Annotated in this window: 13 protein-coding genes, 1 other RNA gene and 1 pseudogene; 7 read left to right on the forward strand and 8 right to left on the reverse strand. The window is 75.8% G+C overall.

Annotated features, from left to right (window positions below; all coding sequences use genetic code 11):
- The first annotated feature begins 177 nt into the window (after nucleotides 1-177).
- Nucleotides 178-1125: an FTR1 family protein gene (locus tag NRO40_RS07855; RefSeq protein WP_079047268.1), complete on the forward strand. Its 948-nt coding sequence runs from the start codon at nucleotides 178-180 to the stop codon at nucleotides 1123-1125.
- A complete protein-coding gene (locus tag NRO40_RS07860; protein ID WP_079047269.1) occupies nucleotides 1043-1993 on the forward strand; it encodes a hypothetical protein in 951 nt (316 codons plus the stop codon). Before NRO40_RS07855 ends, NRO40_RS07860 begins: the two co-directional genes overlap by 83 nt.
- A 220-nt stretch (nucleotides 1994-2213) precedes the next feature.
- Here the strand turns inward: NRO40_RS07860 and NRO40_RS07865 are convergent, their stop codons facing one another.
- Together NRO40_RS07865 and NRO40_RS07870 are read right to left on the reverse strand one after the other, a co-directional pair.
- Nucleotides 2214-2963, reverse strand: coding sequence for a bifunctional DNA primase/polymerase (locus NRO40_RS07865; RefSeq protein ID WP_058943520.1), 750 nt, complete (start codon nucleotides 2961-2963; stop codon nucleotides 2214-2216).
- A gap of 206 nt (nucleotides 2964-3169) precedes the next feature.
- A complete protein-coding gene (locus NRO40_RS07870) occupies nucleotides 3170-3793 on the reverse strand; it encodes a TetR/AcrR family transcriptional regulator (protein ID WP_058943519.1) in 624 nt (207 codons plus the stop codon).
- A gap of 83 nt (nucleotides 3794-3876) precedes the next feature.
- On the opposite strand from NRO40_RS07870, the gene ddaH reads away from it, so the two are divergent.
- On the forward strand, nucleotides 3877-4788 hold the full coding sequence (ddaH, locus tag NRO40_RS07875) for a dimethylargininase (RefSeq protein WP_408056981.1): 912 nt from the start codon (nucleotides 3877-3879) through the stop codon (nucleotides 4786-4788).
- 232 nt (nucleotides 4789-5020) lie between these two features.
- Here the strand turns inward: ddaH and NRO40_RS07880 are convergent, their stop codons facing one another.
- From NRO40_RS07880 to NRO40_RS07890, 3 genes are all read right to left on the reverse strand, one after another.
- Nucleotides 5021-5509, reverse strand: a complete 489-nt coding sequence (locus NRO40_RS07880) for a hypothetical protein (RefSeq protein ID WP_157901902.1) — start codon at nucleotides 5507-5509, stop codon at nucleotides 5021-5023.
- A gap of 83 nt (nucleotides 5510-5592) precedes the next feature.
- Nucleotides 5593-6597: a small ribosomal subunit Rsm22 family protein gene (locus NRO40_RS07885; protein ID WP_058943532.1), complete on the reverse strand. Its 1005-nt coding sequence runs from the start codon at nucleotides 6595-6597 to the stop codon at nucleotides 5593-5595.
- Nucleotides 6598-7198: 601 nt separating this feature from the next.
- On the reverse strand, nucleotides 7199-8572 hold the full coding sequence (locus NRO40_RS07890) for a multidrug effflux MFS transporter (protein ID WP_058943516.1): 1374 nt from the start codon (nucleotides 8570-8572) through the stop codon (nucleotides 7199-7201).
- Between the two features lie 104 nt (nucleotides 8573-8676).
- On the opposite strand from NRO40_RS07890, the gene NRO40_RS07895 reads away from it, so the two are divergent.
- Nucleotides 8677-9651: a Gfo/Idh/MocA family protein gene (locus NRO40_RS07895; protein WP_058943515.1), complete on the forward strand. Its 975-nt coding sequence runs from the start codon at nucleotides 8677-8679 to the stop codon at nucleotides 9649-9651.
- A 189-nt stretch (nucleotides 9652-9840) separates the two neighbouring features.
- Here the strand turns inward: NRO40_RS07895 and NRO40_RS07900 are convergent, their stop codons facing one another.
- A complete protein-coding gene (locus NRO40_RS07900) occupies nucleotides 9841-11466 on the reverse strand; it encodes an alkaline phosphatase D family protein (protein ID WP_058943514.1) in 1626 nt (541 codons plus the stop codon).
- A gap of 96 nt (nucleotides 11467-11562) precedes the next feature.
- Here NRO40_RS07900 and NRO40_RS07905 point away from each other — a divergent pair, with 96 nt between their 5' ends.
- Together NRO40_RS07905 and NRO40_RS07910 are read left to right on the forward strand one after the other, a co-directional pair.
- Complete coding sequence (locus NRO40_RS07905; protein ID WP_058943513.1) at nucleotides 11563-12315, forward strand: SDR family oxidoreductase; 753 nt, start codon at nucleotides 11563-11565, stop codon at nucleotides 12313-12315.
- Nucleotides 12316-12422: 107 nt separating this feature from the next.
- Nucleotides 12423-13328, forward strand: coding sequence for a PhzF family phenazine biosynthesis protein (locus tag NRO40_RS07910; RefSeq protein ID WP_058943512.1), 906 nt, complete (start codon nucleotides 12423-12425; stop codon nucleotides 13326-13328).
- Between the two features lie 176 nt (nucleotides 13329-13504).
- Here the strand turns inward: NRO40_RS07910 and NRO40_RS07915 are convergent, their stop codons facing one another.
- Nucleotides 13505-13828, reverse strand: coding sequence for a hypothetical protein (locus tag NRO40_RS07915; protein ID WP_058943511.1), 324 nt, complete (start codon nucleotides 13826-13828; stop codon nucleotides 13505-13507).
- A gap of 227 nt (nucleotides 13829-14055) precedes the next feature.
- Here NRO40_RS07915 and NRO40_RS07920 point away from each other — a divergent pair.
- Nucleotides 14056-14568: pseudogene (locus tag NRO40_RS07920) on the forward strand (ArsR/SmtB family transcription factor); the annotation flags it as partial.
- Between the two features lie 257 nt (nucleotides 14569-14825).
- On the opposite strand, the gene rnpB reads toward NRO40_RS07920, so the two are convergent.
- An RNA gene (gene rnpB, locus NRO40_RS07925) (RNase P RNA component class A) lies at nucleotides 14826-15224 on the reverse strand.
- Nucleotides 15225-15241 lie beyond the last annotated feature (17 nt).

The following is a 15241-nucleotide window of genomic DNA, read 5'->3' on the forward strand; positions in this document are numbered from 1 at the left end:
CGACCGCCCGACGGCCCCGCCGACCGCCCGACCGCCGGATCGCGTGACCACGGTGACCGGCCGACGGCTGCCCACCGACCGACGACCGCCCGACCGACGACCACCCCGACCGCCCCACCGACGACCACCGGACCGCGTGACCGCGGTGGCCGGCCGACGACCCGAAAGGCGCCTCCTGTGCTCGGCTCCCATCTGGCAGGGCTGCGCGGCGGCTTGGAGACCGCCCTCCTCCTCGGCCTGCTCGCCGTCTGGCTCGTACGCGACGGGCGGGGCGACCGGTCGCGGGCGCTGTGGCGCGGGGCGGTCGCCGGGGCGGGCGCGGTCCTGGCCTTGGGCGCCGTGCTGGAGTTCGGTCCGCGGGAGTTGACGCCCACGGCGTGGCGGGTCCTCGGCGGCGTCCCGTCCGTCGCGGCCGCCGTGTGCGTCGCCCTGGCGGTGCTGCGGCCGAGTGGGGTGCGCCCCGGGTTCGCGGCGGCCACGGCCTTCCTCGTGGTGGCGCGGGAGGGCCTGGCGACGGCCGTGTTCGTGTGGGCGACGGTGTCGGCCGCCCGTGACGGAGCCGGGTCGGCGGGCCCGCTGGGGATGGTGCTGCTGGGCCTCGCGGTCGCGGCACTGCTGGGCTGGGCGGTCCACGCCGGCGTACGGCGCCTGTCGCCGCGCCGTTCGGCCGCCTGGGCGGGCGGTGCGCTGCTGGTGGTGGCGGCCGGGGTACTGGCGCAGGGCGTGCGGGAGTGGGAGGACGTGGTGGCGCCGGGCGGCGGCTGGGCGGGCCGGGCGTTCGACCTGGGCGGCGCCGTGTCGCCGGAGCGCTGGCCGGGGGCGCTGTTGGAGGGTGCGTTCGGGGTGCGGCCGGACCCGTCCGTGCTCCAGGTCGCGGTGTGGGTGCTCTTCCTGGTCCCGGCGTTCGTCCTCGCACCGGCCCCGGTAGGGTTCGGTCGGTCGTTGCCGGTCGGGGTCGAGGAGCAGAAGAGAACCGATGCGAGGGCTGGTGGAGGGGCTGGGCCGGGCGCGGGGCCGCAGGCGGCTCGCCGCGGTGGCGGCGGTGGCGGCGCTGACCCTGGCGGCGAGCGGGTGCGTGACGGTGCACGGCGAGCGGGCGGTGGTACCGACGGCCACGACGGATGAGGCGGAACGGGCGCTCGCGGAGTTCACCACCGCGTACAACGCCGCGGACTGGGCGTACGACCCGTCCCTCGACGCGCACCGGGTGACCGGCTCGCTCGGGGCGATAAACCAGGCCGGACTGAAGGCCCGTTCGGTGACGCACCCGGACGGCAACCCGGACCACAGGCCGCTGGAGCTGTCCGACGTCCGGTGGGCCATCCCGAAGAAGGCCGGCTGGCCGCGCTGGTTCGTCGCGGACGCGGACTCCAACCTGGACACCGACCGGGGCGCCGGCGACAACCGCTGGGTGCTGCTGTTCGTGCGCGAGGGCTCCGACCGGATGTGGGAGGCGGCGCACCTGGCCGTCCTCGCCCCCGGCGACGTCCCCGCCTTCCGCCGGGACGCGGACGGCTGGGCCGAGGCCGCGCCGGCCGACGGCGCCTCCCTCGCGGCGGCCCCCGCCGACCTGAGCCGGGAGTACGCGGCGTACCTGAAGACCGGGGAGCCGAAGGTGTTCGCCGCGGGCCCGCACACGTCCGGGCTGCGGGAGAACCGGACGAGGATCGCCAACCGGCCGGGGCTGGCGCTGCAGTTCGCCGACCAGGCCCTGGACTCGGGCCCGTTCGCGCCGGTGGGCCTCGTCACCGAGGACGGCGGGGCCCTGGTCTTCTTCTCGTCCCGCTTCTTCGAGCGGCGCACGGCCGCGCAGGGGTACCGGCCGAAGGTGACCCCGGCGGAGAAGCCGCTGCTCAGCGGGGACGTGCGCAACACCCTGACCAAGGAGTGGGTGGCGGGCCTCACGGCGCGGGTCGCGCCGGCCGGGGCCGAGGGCGACCGAGTACGGGTGGTCAACCGCATGCAGGGCGTCACGGCCCTGAAGGGTTCCTGACCCCGCCCCGCACCCGCCCGGCCCCGCGCACCACCGGCCGGGGCGAACCTCGCCGGACCGGCGGACCGCCGGGCCGCCGGGCCGCCGGGCCGCCGGGGTGCCAGGGCGCCGCCTGGGCGGATCAGCCCGCCGCGGTCTCGGCGGTCAGCGGAGCAGTCGGTCGCGCGCCCCTCGGCAGGGGCCGGCGGGCGGCGGGCCGGTGGGTGACGGCCCCAGCGGGTCAGCGGGTCAGCGGCCAGGCCACCGCGTGGTGCTCGCTGTGTTCGTCGTACCGGTCGGCGTGGCGGGCGCAGGCGTCGGTGAGCGCCTCCAGCAGCGTCAGCGGGTCCGGCAGCGGGTGCTCGGGCCCGCGGACCCACTGCACGGCACGGTCACCGGGCAGCCGGGCCGGCGGGACGAGGACGTAGCTGCCGCGGCAGTGCCAGCGCAGGCCGGGGTGCTCGTCCATGGTCTCGGGGTGGCAGTCCAGCTCGCACGGCCACCACTCGTCCTCGTCCTCGGGCGTGCCGCGCGTGGCCGTGAAGAAGAGCGCCCGGCCGCCGCCCAGCGCGTCCCCGGACTCCGCCACGGGGCCCACCTCGACGCCCTCCGCGAGGAGCCGCTCCAACGCGGCGCGACCGGCCTCCAGCGGAACGTCGAGGACGTCGTGGACCATGCCGGTCGCGGTGATGAAGTTGGCCTGCGGCTGGCCCTCCGCCCACCGTTCGATCTGCGCGGGGTCGGTGGTCGACTGCGTCTGCCAGGCGAAGGAGAGGGGATGGCGGGCGGGCGTCGGACAGCCGATGCGCTCACAGGAACAGCGGTAGCCGACCGGATGCGCGGCGGGGGCGAGCGGCAGTCCGGCGGCCGCCGAGGCCTGGAGGAGTTCCTCCCGGCTCGGGACGTCGGCAGCGGGCTTCCTCGGGCGGCGGCGCAGCCACTGCGCGATTTTGCTCTCCGTGCCGCGGTAGCGGCCGATACCGTCGCCCATCTATCCCCTCACACCTGATACGAGCCCCTGTGGTCCCTGCCATGGTCCCACCATCGCGCGCCGCAGGTGACAGGTCCTCCCAACCTGGGGCGGGCACCGTGGGCGGAAGGACCGCCGGACCATTCGGGTTGCCGGGTTTTGTCGGGGTATGCCCGCCGTTCGTCCGGCGTTCACCGTGAGGAGGTCCACGCGTCGGGTGGGGGCGCTCAGGGGCGTGCGGCGATGCCGTGGAGGGCGTAACCGACGAGCTCGTCGGCGTAGGCGTGGGTGAGGGGCCGGGTGCGCAGCAGCCAGCGGTGGGTCAGCGGGCCGACGAAGAGCTCCAGGGCGACGCGCGGGTCCACGTCGGGGCGCACGTCCCCGGCGTCCTGGGCGGCGCGCAGCCGCCGCGCGTACAGCTCCAGCTGCGGTTCGAGCAGCCGCTCGACGAACCGGGCGCCGAGGACCGGGTCGACGACGCCCTCGGCGGTGAGGGCGCGGGTCGGGGCTTCGTAGCGGGGGTCGTTCAGCTCGTCGACCGTGGCGCGCAGGACCGTGCGGAGGTCCGCCGCGAGGTCGCCGGTGTCCGGCAGGGCGGCCTCGCCGTCCTCGGCCGCCCCGGCCGCCAGGTCCAGGTAGGCGTCGAGCAGGACGGCGGCCTTGGAGGGCCACCAGCGGTAGATGGTCTGCTTGCCGACCCCGGCGCGGGCGGCGATGCCCTCGACGGTCGTCCGGGCGAAACCCACCTCGCCGACGAGGGCGAGGGCCGCGTCGAAGATGGCGCGGCGGGAGCGCTCGCTGCGGCGCGTGGAGTCGGGCGTCCTCCCGGACGCCGCCGTGGTCTCGGCCATGGCAGGAATGTACCAACGGCGCGGAGCGGCCCGGTCCGTCCCGCGGGACGGAGGCTTTTCCGGGCAACCACCCGTACGGTCCGATGCGCGGGAGGCTCCGGACGGCGCACCATGGCGGTGCGCGCACACCGCGTGCGCCGGCCGTTCGTGAGGAGCCTTCTTTGCCTCGTGACGCATCACCTCGCCGTTACCTCATGTGCCCACCCGCGCACTTCAAGGTGACGTACTCCATCAACCCGTGGATGGACCCGGCGAAACCGGTCGACCTGCCGCTCGCCCTGGCCCAGTGGGAGGACCTGCGGGACCGCTACCGCGCCCTCGGTCACACCGTCGACCTGCTGGAGCCGCGCCCGGACCTGCCCGACATGGTGTTCGCCGCGAACGGCGCCACCGTCGTCGACGGGCGGGTGCTGGGGGCGCGCTTCCTCTACCCCGAGCGGACGGCCGAGGCGCAGGCCCACCGTGACTGGTTCCGCGCCCACGGCTTCACGGACGTCCACGAGCCCGAGCACGTCAACGAGGGCGAGGGGGACTTCGCGGTCACGGCCTCGTACCTGCTGGCCGGGCGGGGCTTCCGCTCGACCTCCCTCGCGGGTGACGAGGCGCAGGAGTTCTTCGGCCGGCCGGTGATCGGCCTGGACCTGGTGGACCCGCGCTACTACCACCTGGACACGGCCCTGTGCGTCCTGGACGACGCGGCCGACGAGATCATGTACTACCCGGGCGCCTTCTCCCCCGGCAGCCGCGCGGTCCTGGCGCGGCTCTTCCCCGACGCGCTGATCGCCGAGGAGGCGGACGCGGCGGCGCTGGGGCTGAACGCCGTGAGCGACGGCCGGCACGTGGTGCTGCCGCAGGCGGCCGTGGGGCTCTTCGAGCAGCTGCGGCGGCGCGGTTTCGAGCCGGTCGGGATGGACCTGGGCGAACTGCTGAAGGGCGGCGGCAGCGTGAAGTGCTGCACGCAGGAGCTGCGGGGGACGCCGCCCGGCGCCGCCTGACCCGCCGGACGGCGCGCCGCGGACCGCCGTCCGCGCGTCGCGGGGCGCGGGACGCGGATCGCGGCCGGTCCCGGGGCGGTGCGCCACCACCGCCCCGGGACCGCCCGAGGCGTCCGGGTGTCCGGGGCGTCCGGGCGTCCGGGCGTCCAGACATCGGGGGCCCGAGACGTCCGGGGGCCCTGGACAACCGGGGTGCCCGGGGTGTCCGGGGTGCCCGGGGTGTCCGGGCCTCTCAGTCGTCGAGGACGATGCGGAACGTGGCGATGTCACCGTGCAGGACGACGGTGGCCTCGCCCTCCGCGTCCGCGTAGGCGCCGGTGCCGCCGGTGACGGCCGCGGGCGCGGAGTGCGGGCCCTTGCCGTAGCGGTCCATCGTCTCGGTGAGGCTGAGGTGCCCGGCGTCCGTGCGCAGCACGCGCGAGCACTGTGTGACGTGGCCGCGCTGGTTCACCAGGATCGCGGCGCAGTGGGCGGTGGTGTCGCCGATCTTCTTGCCGGGCCGGCCGTCGCGGGCCTTCAGGTGGAGGTGGGCGTAGGTGGTCCAGTCGGCGCCCTCGCGCACCCTCGCGGGCTTGGTGTGGCTCTTGAGGACGGCGACCCATTCGATGGTCCGGGTCGCCTCCTTCGGCGCGGGCGCGGTGGCGTGGGCGGTGGCGGGGGCGGTCAGGAGGGCGGCTGCCACGAGCGGCGCCGCCAGTCCGCGTCCAACGAGGCGTGTCATGTTCCCCACCCCAGCCTCCCGGGGCGGACCGGGACAGCGGGCGCGCCGCCCGACCCACCCGGTCGGCAGGTGCCCGTCACCCGTCAGGCGGGTGGCCAGGCGTCGCCCCACTCCACGTCCCTGGCCTCCTTGTACCGCGTGCCGTGCCGCTTGGTCACGGTGTCGCGGCGCAGCCCCTCGTCGGTGGTGCACAGGTCGAGCAGGACCTGCCCCTTGCGGATCTGCGGCCTGCGGACCACACGGGCGGCCACCGGCTCGGCCGGGAACCGCGTCGCCGCCACGTAGGCGAACTTCTCGTCCTCGTACGCCAGGGAGCCGCCCTTCACCTGGCGGTGCAGCGACGAGCGGCTGACGCGGGCGGAGAAGTGGCACCAGTCGCTGCCCGGCTCGATCGGGCAGGCCCCGCTGTGGGGGCAGGGCGCCGCCACCCGCAGCCCGGCGGCGACGAGCCGGTCGCGGGCGGCGATGATCCGCTCGTACCCGTCGGGCGTCCCCGGCTCGACGACCACCACGGCGCTGGCGGTCCTGGCGGCCTCGTCGACGAGGGCGTCGCGGTCGGCGGGGGTGAGCTCCTTGAGCACGTACGAGACGGTGACGAGGTCCGCGGCGTCCAGCCGCAGGGCCGAACCGATCCTCGCCCGGCGCCATTCTGCGGCGCGCAGCGCGGGCAGCCCGGACGCGTCGGCCAGTTCGCGGCCGAGCCCGAGGGCGGGCTCCGCCCAGTCGAGCACCGTGGTGCGCGGGGCGCGGTCGTCGCCCGTCTCCTCCCACGCCTCGGCGACGGCCCAGGCGGCCGCGCCGGTACCGCCACCGACGTCGGTGTGCGTGGCGGGCGTCCAGTCGGGGGCGGCGTCGCGCAGCGCGGCGAGCGCGGAGCGGACGGCCTCGAACGTGGCGGGCATCCGGTACGCGGCGTACGCGGCGACATCCGCGCGGTCCCGCAGGACGGGCGCGTCGGTGGGGGTCGTGCCGCGGTAGTTGGCGATGAGCCGGTCGACGGCCTGGGCCGCCTTGGTCGGCGGCAGCCCGTCGAGCAGCCCGGCGAGGGCGGCGCGCAGGGCGTCCGGGGTGCGGGGGGAGGCGTTCACCGACCCATCGTAGGCGCGCCGGGCGGGACGGTCCGGCCCGGTGCGGCCACCGGCCACCGCCACGGGCGGACTGCCACCGGCCACCGGCCACCCGGCCAGTCCAGGTCGCCGGTCACCGGCCGCCGGCCACGGGTCAGCGGTCAGCGGTCAGCGGTCAGCGGTTGTGAACACCTCACCGGTCGCCCGCCAGGAGCAAGCCCGTCGTGGAGCTGCGGGCCACCGGTCATGGGCTGCCGCGCCCGTGACCGGCCACGACACCCGCCGGTCCACGGACCATGGTCACCGGTCGCGGGGCGCGGCCCCCGGGGGGCATGCCCGGCGCGGAGTCCGTACCCGGTGCCCGGGGCGCACCCGGGGCCGTGGCCGTACCCGGGTGGGGCGACCGGGCCCGGCGCGACGCCGTATCCGGTGCTCACGCCGGACCCAGTGGTCACGCCCAGGCCGTGGCGTACCCGGTGCCCGGGGCGCACCCGGGGCCGTGGCCGTACCCGGGTGGGGCGACCGGGCCCGGCGCGGTGGGCACGCCGTATCCGGTGGTCACCAGGACCCGGAGGTCGCACGCCGGGCCCGGCCGCCCGGCCCCGGCCGGGTGCGGTACGGGTCATCGGGTGCGGGCGGTCTGCCACGGGCGGCACAGCCCGAGGAAGCAGGCGAGCGCGCCGAGCGCGCACACCAGCTGCACCACGGCCATCGGGACGGCCGTGTGCTCGCCCGCGATGCCGACGAGCGGCGACGCGACCGCGCCGATGAGGAACGAGCACGTCCCCAGCAGCGCCGACGCCGAGCCGGCGGCGTGCGGGGTGCGCATCAGCGCCTGGGCGTTGGTGTTCGGCATCGCCAGGCCCATCGCGGACATGAGCACGAAGAGGCCCGCCGCGATCGGCACCAGCCCGGGCCTGCCGAAGACGCCACTGGTCATCAGCAGCAGGGCGAGGGCGGCGAGGGTGATCACGGCGAGGCCGGCGCCGAGCGCCTTGTCGAGACTGACCCGGCCGACGAGCAGCTTGCCGTTGATCTGGCCGACGGCGACCAGGCCGATCGAGTTGAGGCCGAAGAGGAGGCTGAACGTCTGGGGCGACGCGCCGTAGATCTCCTGCACGACGAACGGCGAGGCGGAGATGTACGCGAAGAGCGCGGCGAAGGCGAGACCGCCGGAGAGCATGTAGCCGGTGAAGACCCGGTCGGCGAGGAGCCCGCGCATGGTGCGCAGCGCGGAGCCGACGCCGCCACCGTGCCGCCGCTCGGGCGGCAGCGTCTCGTGCAGCCACCGCCACACGACGAGGGTGAGCAGCAGGCCGACGACGGTCAGCACGTGGAAGACGCCGCGCCAGTCGGTGATCCGCAGGATCTGGCCGCCGATGAGCGGGGCGATGACCGGGGCGACGCCGGAGATCAGCATGAGCGTGGAGAAGAAGCGGGCCATCTCCACGCCGTCGTACAGGTCGCGGACCACGGCGCGGGCGATGACGATGCCGGCCGCGCCGGCGAGCCCCTGGGCGAGGCGGAAGGAGACGAGCAGGGCGACGTTCGGCGCGAGGGCGCAGGCGGCGGTGGCGAGGACGTACACCACCATGCCGACCAGGAGCGGCCGGCGGCGCCCCCACCGGTCGCTCATCGGCCCGACGACCAGCTGGCCCAGCGCCATGCCGGCGAGACAGGCGGTGAGGGTGAGCTGGACGGTGGCGGCGGGCGACCTCAGGGATCCGGTGACCTGCGGCAGGGCCGGGAGGTACATGTCCATGGACAGCGGCGGCAGCGCGGTCAGCCCGCCGAGTACGAGGGTGACGAGGAGTCCCACGCGGCGGGCCGCGGTGCCGGCGGGAGCGGCCTGGGCTCCGGCCGGGGGCTTCTCGGCGCCGGCCGGGGTCCTCCCCGTGCCGGTCGGGGTCTCCGCTCCGGCGCCGGTCAGGGCCTCGGTGCCGGTGGGGTGGGTGGTCGGTATGTGTCCTCGGGTGCTCGGGCCGGGCTCCGGCATCTCATCTCCTGTCCTGGGGGGCGCCCCCTATGCTCTCAGCTCGATCACAGTGGTTTAAACCTCAATCGAGATGGGGGCCGGGAGTGCCGCGAGCGTCGGGGAAAGTGCGCTGGGGTGTGCTGGCGACGGGCGGGATCGCGGCGAGGTTCACCCGCGACCTGCTGGAGATGGGCGACGAGGCGGAGGTCGTCGCCGTGGCGTCCCGGTCGACCGCCTCGGCGGACGCCTTCGCCGAGCGGTTCGGGATACCCCGTGCCCACGGGTCGTGGGCGGCGCTCGCGGCGGACGAGGACGTCGACGTCGTGTACGTGGCGACACCGCACGCCGCGCACCGGGCAGCGGCGGGGCTGTGCCTGGAGGCGGGCCGGGCGGTGCTCTGCGAGAAGCCGTTCACGCTGAACGCCCGCGAGGGCGCCGAGCTGGTGGCCCTCGCGCGGCGGCGCCGGGTGTTCCTGATGGAGGCCATGTGGACGTACTACAACCCCCTCGTGCGGCGGCTGGTGGAGCTGGTGCGGGACGGGGCGATCGGCGAGGTGCGCACGGTCCACGCGGACTTCGGCCTGGTCGGCCCCGACGACCCGGGGCACCGGTTGCGCGACCCGGCCGCGGGCGGCGGGGCGCTGCTGGACCTGGGCGTCTACCCGGTGGCCTTCGCGCAGCTGCTGCTCGGCGAGCCGGACCGGGTGGCGGCGCAGGCGCTGCTCTCCCCGGAGGGCGTCGACCTGAACACGGGCGTGCTGCTGGGCTGGGACTCCGGGGCGACGGCGCTGCTGTCGTGCTCCGTCGTGGCGGACACTCCGCAGACGGCGTCGGTGACGGGGACGGCGGGCCGGATCGAGTTCCCGCGCGGCTTCTTCCACCCGGAGGCGTTCACGCTGCTGCGCGACGGCCGGGAGCCGGAGGAGTTCCGGGCGGCGGGGCGGCGGGACTCGATGCGTCACCAGGCGGCGGAGGTGATGCGCTGCCTGCGGGCCGGCGCGACCGAGTCGCCGCTGGTGCCGCTGGACGGCACGCTCGCGGTGATGCGGACGCTCGACGCGGTACGGGAACGCGTCGGCGTCCGCTACCCCGGCGAGTAGCCGCGCGGCACGGAGCACGGGGCGGGTGGCCGCCCGCCCGTCCGGTGCGCCCGCCCGGGACGCCCGTACCGCCCGCGCGCGACGCCGTACCGCCCGCGCGCGACGCCGTACCGCCCGCGCGGGACGCCCGTACCGCCCGCGCGCAACGCCCGTACCGCCCGCGCGCGACGCCCGCACCGCACCGCTGCCCTACGCGGGCCGCAGGCCGGGCGCGCCCGCCTCCGTCACGAACGACGCGGCCGTCGTGACGGGCGCGCCGGGTGTGGTGACGGCGCTCACCGTCCGGAAGTCGGCGCGGGCCAGCCGCTCGTCGAAGGTGACGCGCAGATAGCCGCGCCGGCCGTCGTAGAACCGCAGGTGCGGGTTGGCCGCCGTGAGGTCGCCCCAGTTCGCGGGACGCGCGGTGCCGTCCCGGCCGCTCGTGATCGAGGTGGCGACCAGTTCGGTGCCGACGGTGCGCGAGGAGGGGTCGTCGAAGTCGGCCTTCAGGTCCAGGGCGTACCCGACGTGGACGTCCCCGGTGAGGACGACGAGGTTGTCGGCGCCGGCCGTGCGCGCGCCGTCGAGGAAGCGGCGGCGGGCCGCCGGGTAGCCGTCCCAGGCGTCCATGGAGAGCTTGTATCCGGGGCCCGGCACGTTCCGCCGCCGCGCCAGGACGACCTGCTGCGGCACCACGTTCCACAGGGCGTCCGAGGTCCGCCACCCGTCGAGCAGCCAGCGCTCCTGCTCGGCCCCGAGCATGGTGCGCGAGGGGTCCTCCGACTCGGGCCCCGGGACGCGCCAGCCGTCGCCGTACGCCTGGTCGGAGCGGTACTGCCGGGTGTCGAGCACGTCGAACTGCGCCAGCCGCCCGAAGCGCAGCCTGCGGTGCAGGCGCATGCCCGGGCCGGACGGCCGCTGGGGCCGGCGCAGCGGCTGGTTCTCCCAGTACGCGCGGTACGCGGCGGCGCGGCGCAGCAGGAACTCCTCGGGCGGCACGTCGTTCTCGGGGCGGTCGCCGGCGTAGTTGTTCTCCGTCTCGTGGTCGTCCCACGTGACGACGAAGGGGTGCGCGGCGTGCGCGGCCCGCAGGTCCGGGTCGGTCTTGTACAGGGCGTAGCGCAGCCGGTAGTCCTCCAGGGTGACCGTCTCGCGGGCGAAGTGGGCCGGCAGGCGGCGGTCGGTGTAGGCGCGGGCGCCGCCGGTGGCGTCGACCGCGTACTCGTAGAGGTAGTCGCCGAGGTGGACGACGGCGGCCAGGTCCGGCTCGTCGGCGAGGTGGCGGTACGCGGTGAAGTACCCGTCGTGGTACGCCTGGCAGGAGACGGCGGCGACGCGCAGCGAGGCGGGCCGGGCGCCGGGGTGGGGGGCGGTGCGGGTGCGGCCGGGCGGGCTGGTCCAGCCGCCGGCGCGGAAGCGGTAGTGGTAGGCGCGGCCCGGTTCGAGGTGCGGCACCTCGACGTGGACGGTGTGGTTCAGCTCGGGGTGGGCGGTGGCGAGGCCGCGCCGGACGACGCGGGTGAAGCGCTCGTCGTGGGCGAGCTCCCACCGGACGGCCACCCGCGCGGCGGGCAGCCCGCCGCCGGGCTCGTACGGGCGGGGCGCGAGGCGGGTCCACAGCAGGGCGGCGTCCGGCAGCGGGTCACCCGAGGCGACGCCGAGCGTGAACGGGTCCTCGGTGATCTTCCGGGCGTCGAGTTCGGCGGCCTGGGCGGCGCCGGCGGCGGGGAGGCCGACGGCGAAGGCGAGCGCGGCGGCGGCGCCCGTGCCGGTGAGGAAGCCCCGCCGACCGAGGTGTCGGGCGGCCGCGCGGAACAGGGTGTCGTCGGACGTCATCGCCCCAGTGCACCCCCTCCGATTGTCCGGGACACAACATCCACATGGCGGTCATATGAGGTCCGGGTGCCGGACACTGCCGTACGCTGCGCCCCCATGGACGCTGAGCGGAGGATCGCGGTGGTGACCGGGGCCGGCTCGGGCATCGGCCGGAGCGTGGCGGTGGCCCTGGCGCAGGACGGCTGGTCGCTCGCCCTGGCCGGGCGGCGGCCCGGGCCCCTGGCGGAGACGGCGGAGCTGGCGGGCGGCGGGGCCCTGTGCGTGCCCACGGACGTCACGTCACCGGACGGGGTGGCGGCGCTGTTCGCGGCGGTGCGCGAGCGGTTCGGCCGGGTCGACCTGCTGTTCAACAACGCCGGTACGTTCGCCGGGGGTGGCACGCCCGTCGAGGAGCTGGACGCGGCGACCTGGCGGCAGGTGGTGGACGTGAACCTCACCGGCGCGTTCCTGTGCGCCCAGGCGGCATACCGGCAGATGCGGGAGCAGTCCCCGCAGGGCGGCCGCATCATCAACAACGGCTCCGTCTCGGCGCACGTGCCGCGCCCGCACTCGGTGGCGTACACGGCGACGAAGCACGCCGTCACGGGGCTGACGAGGTCGCTGGCGCTGGACGGCCGCCCGTACCGGATCGCGTGCGGGCAGATCGACATCGGTAACGCCGCGACCGACATGACCCGCCGTATGGAGGCGGGCATCCTCCAGGCCGACGGCACGACGGCCGCCGAGCCCGTGATGGACGCGGCGGACGTGGCGCGGACCGTGGTCCACATGGCGTCGCTGCCGCTCGAGGCGAACATCCCGTTCGTGACGGTCATGGCGACCGCGATGCCGTACCTCGGCCGGGGCTGACCCGCCACCGCCGCCGGACCGGGCGGGGACGGCGGGCCGGTACGCAGGCGCCCCGGCGGCGGGCCGGTACGGGAACAACGAGCGGGCGTACGCCGGTTGGTACCGGCATGACGACCAGCGAAGGCACGACACCCACGGCATCCCCGGCATCCTCGGCATCCCCCGAGGTCCTGCACTACACCGCGTTCTCCGCCGACCCCGGGGGCGGCAACCCCGCCGGGGTCGTCCTGGACGCCTCGGGGCTCGACGACGCCGCGATGCTCGCCGTGGCCGCCCGGCTCGGGTACAGCGAGAGCGCCTTCCTCACCCCGCCCCCCGAGGGGCTGCCCGGCGAGCCGGGACGGGCGTTCACCATCCGCTACTTCAGCCCGCGCGCCGAGGTGCCGTTCTGCGGGCACGCCACCGTGGCGGCGGCCGTCGCGCTGGGCGAGCGGATCGGGCCGGGCGCCCTGGTGTTCGCCACGCCGGTCGGGCCGGTGCCCGTCACGGTGACCGAGCGGGACGGCGCGCTGCGCGCCACCCTCACCAGTGTGGAACCGCGCGTCGAGGACGTGGCCGCCGAGGACGTCACGGAGGCGCTGGCGGCGCTGGACTGGCCGGCCGGGGACCTGGACCCCGCCCTGCCGCCGCGCGTCGCCTTCGCGGGCGCCCGGCACCTGGTCCTGGCGGCGGCCACCCGCGAGCGGCTGGCGCGCCTGGCGTACGACTTCGACCGGCTCGCCGCGCTGATGCTGCGGCTGGACCTGACGACCGTGCAGTTGGTGTGGCGGGAGTCGCCGACGGTGTTCCACGTGCGCGACCCGTTCCCGGTGGGCGGCGTCGTCGAGGACCCGGCGACGGGCGCGGCGGCGGCCGCCTTCGGCGCGTACGCCCGCGAGCTGGGCCTCGTACCGGAGGCGGCGGTCCTCACCCTGCACCAGGGCGAGGACCTGGGCAGGCCGGGCGAGTTGACGGTCGAGCTGCGCGCCGGCGACCGCCGGGTACGGGTCTCGGGCACGGGCACCCGCATCTGACCCCGGGCCCGCGGCCGGAGCCCGCACGTGAGCCGAGCCCCGAGCACGGGCCGGACCCCGCACGTGGGCGGGGCCCCGAGCACGGGTGAGGCCCCGTACGTGGGCGGCCCGGGCACGGGCTGGTCCCCGGCTCCGCTCCCCCGCCTCCCCGCCCCGCCTCCCGGTACGGCCGACGGTCACGCCTGGCCGGTCTCGAACCGGGCGACCTTCCCGTCCTCGACGACGAAGTGCCACTGGGTGCGCATCTCACCCCAGGTGTCGTTGCGGTAGCGGGCGACCAGGTCCCGCCCGCCACCCTTCTGCGCCTCGACGTCCAGGTGCCCGCGCGTGGCGAAGATCTCCCGGTCCGTCCACTCCTCCAGGTCCCGGTCCGCCCCGTCGTCGGCCATCGTGGCGTCCGCGGTGAGCGCGGCGCGGAAGGCCGCCCGGTCATGGGAGTTGAGCGCGGTGACGAAGGCGCGGACGGCCGGGTCGGTGAGCTTGTCGACGGGGATGGGCACGGGACCTCCGGTGGGACGAAAACGGATGTGCGCCCCACCGGATACACCCCGGCCGCCGCATTCCGCCGGGTGCCACGGGGGAGCCTCACCCCCATGGGCGACACGGGGAAGGCGGTCGAGGCCTCGAGGGCGCGACGCACACCGGGGAGGACACCCCGGCGGAACCGCCGGGAGGGAGCGGCCTGTCGGAGGCGTCAGGACAGGGCGAGGTAGTCCTCCGTGGACCGCTCGGGGACGACCGCCTGCAGATCACCGTCTGCGACAGCCCGCCGATTGAGCTCTCCGGGGTGCAGCTGATGTTCGTCCCGGTCACCCTCAGCCAGACCTGGGTTTGTTGGGATGTCCCTCCCACTGGCGGCCGGAACTCGTACCCTGTCCGACGATACGCGGTCGTCTATCCCTGTTCAGGGGTTCTGACCGACGACGAGCGCCGCCGAGCGCCGAAGGCCCTGACCGCGCTGCTCGGCTCCGGCCGGGCCGAATTACTCACCCTGCTCGACACCCCGAAGACCACCACCCAGCTGGTGGCGCTCACTGGTTTGCCTCTGGGTTCGGTGGGCCGGCATCTGCGAATCCTCCGGGAAGCCCACCTGGCCCAGCGGCGGCGCGCAGGCCGCTCGGTCCTCTACTTCCGCACTGGAGCGGGCCAGGTCCTCGTGGCGGCACAGTACTCGGAGGCCGGTGGTCTCGCCCCGGATTCGACCCCGAGGTCGTGTCTGGCTTCGCAGCATGGCCGCTGACCGCGGAAACAGGGAGGGGCGGACGAGTCGGGCGGTACGCCGGGAAGCCGGCCGGGCGGGGTTCACGAACGTGACGGCCGAAGTCATCGCACCGCCGGCCGGCAAGCGCACGGGGACGCTCCTTGTGCGAGGCGCCGGGTGACGGTCGCATCGCGTGCGACCCAGCGGCGTACCACGCACGTGTGGGGCCTACGGTTTCGCCGCGAACCTCACGGAGGCGCTGACCTGCGTCTTCGCTGAGCAGGAAACCAAAGGGGCAGACGAGTCGGGCTGTACGCCGGGTTCTGTTCCCCGGGACCTCGCGGTCGTCGGGGTGACGGCCATCCATCTAGGGCCGGCGTTGCCGCCGGCCTCGTGCGGTCTACCCGCGGACTCGGGCGGGCAGCCCTCGAACGTCCGCGCAGGGACACCGGGGTGTCCCCTCTTGACCTTGCTCCGGGTGGGGTTTACCGAGCTGCCCAGGTCACCCTGGGCACTGGTGGTCTCTTACACCACCGTTTCACCCTTACCGAGGGCCGAGGCCCCCGGCGGTCTGCTTTCTGTGGCACTGTCCCGCGGGTCACCCCGGGTGGGCGTTACCCACCACCCTGCCCTGTGGAGCCCGGACGTTCCTCGGGGGGATCCTTCGATCCCCACGCGGCCGCCCGCCCGGCTCGTCTGCCGTGCCGACCAT

This window comes from Streptomyces changanensis (assembly GCF_024600715.1).
GTDB classification, from domain to species: domain Bacteria; phylum Actinomycetota; class Actinomycetes; order Streptomycetales; family Streptomycetaceae; genus Streptomyces; species Streptomyces changanensis.

Bases quoted from the DNA above. Each gene is read 5' to 3' on its own strand.
- NRO40_RS07910 (WP_058943512.1), top strand. From the start codon at position 12,423: ATGACGACCAGCGAAGGCACGACACCCACGGCATCCCCGGCATCCTCG.
- NRO40_RS07880 (WP_157901902.1), bottom strand. From the start codon at position 5,509: ATGACACGCCTCGTTGGACGCGGACTGGCGGCGCCGCTCGTGGCAGCC.
- NRO40_RS07865 (WP_058943520.1), bottom strand. From the start codon at position 2,963: ATGGGCGACGGTATCGGCCGCTACCGCGGCACGGAGAGCAAAATCGCG.
- ddaH (WP_408056981.1), top strand. From the start codon at position 3,877: ATGCGCGGGAGGCTCCGGACGGCGCACCATGGCGGTGCGCGCACACCG.
- NRO40_RS07905 (WP_058943513.1), top strand. From the start codon at position 11,563: ATGGACGCTGAGCGGAGGATCGCGGTGGTGACCGGGGCCGGCTCGGGC.
- NRO40_RS07890 (WP_058943516.1), bottom strand. From the start codon at position 8,572: ATGCCGGAGCCCGGCCCGAGCACCCGAGGACACATACCGACCACCCAC.
- NRO40_RS07900 (WP_058943514.1), bottom strand. From the start codon at position 11,466: ATGACGTCCGACGACACCCTGTTCCGCGCGGCCGCCCGACACCTCGGT.
- NRO40_RS07870 (WP_058943519.1), bottom strand. From the start codon at position 3,793: ATGGCCGAGACCACGGCGGCGTCCGGGAGGACGCCCGACTCCACGCGC.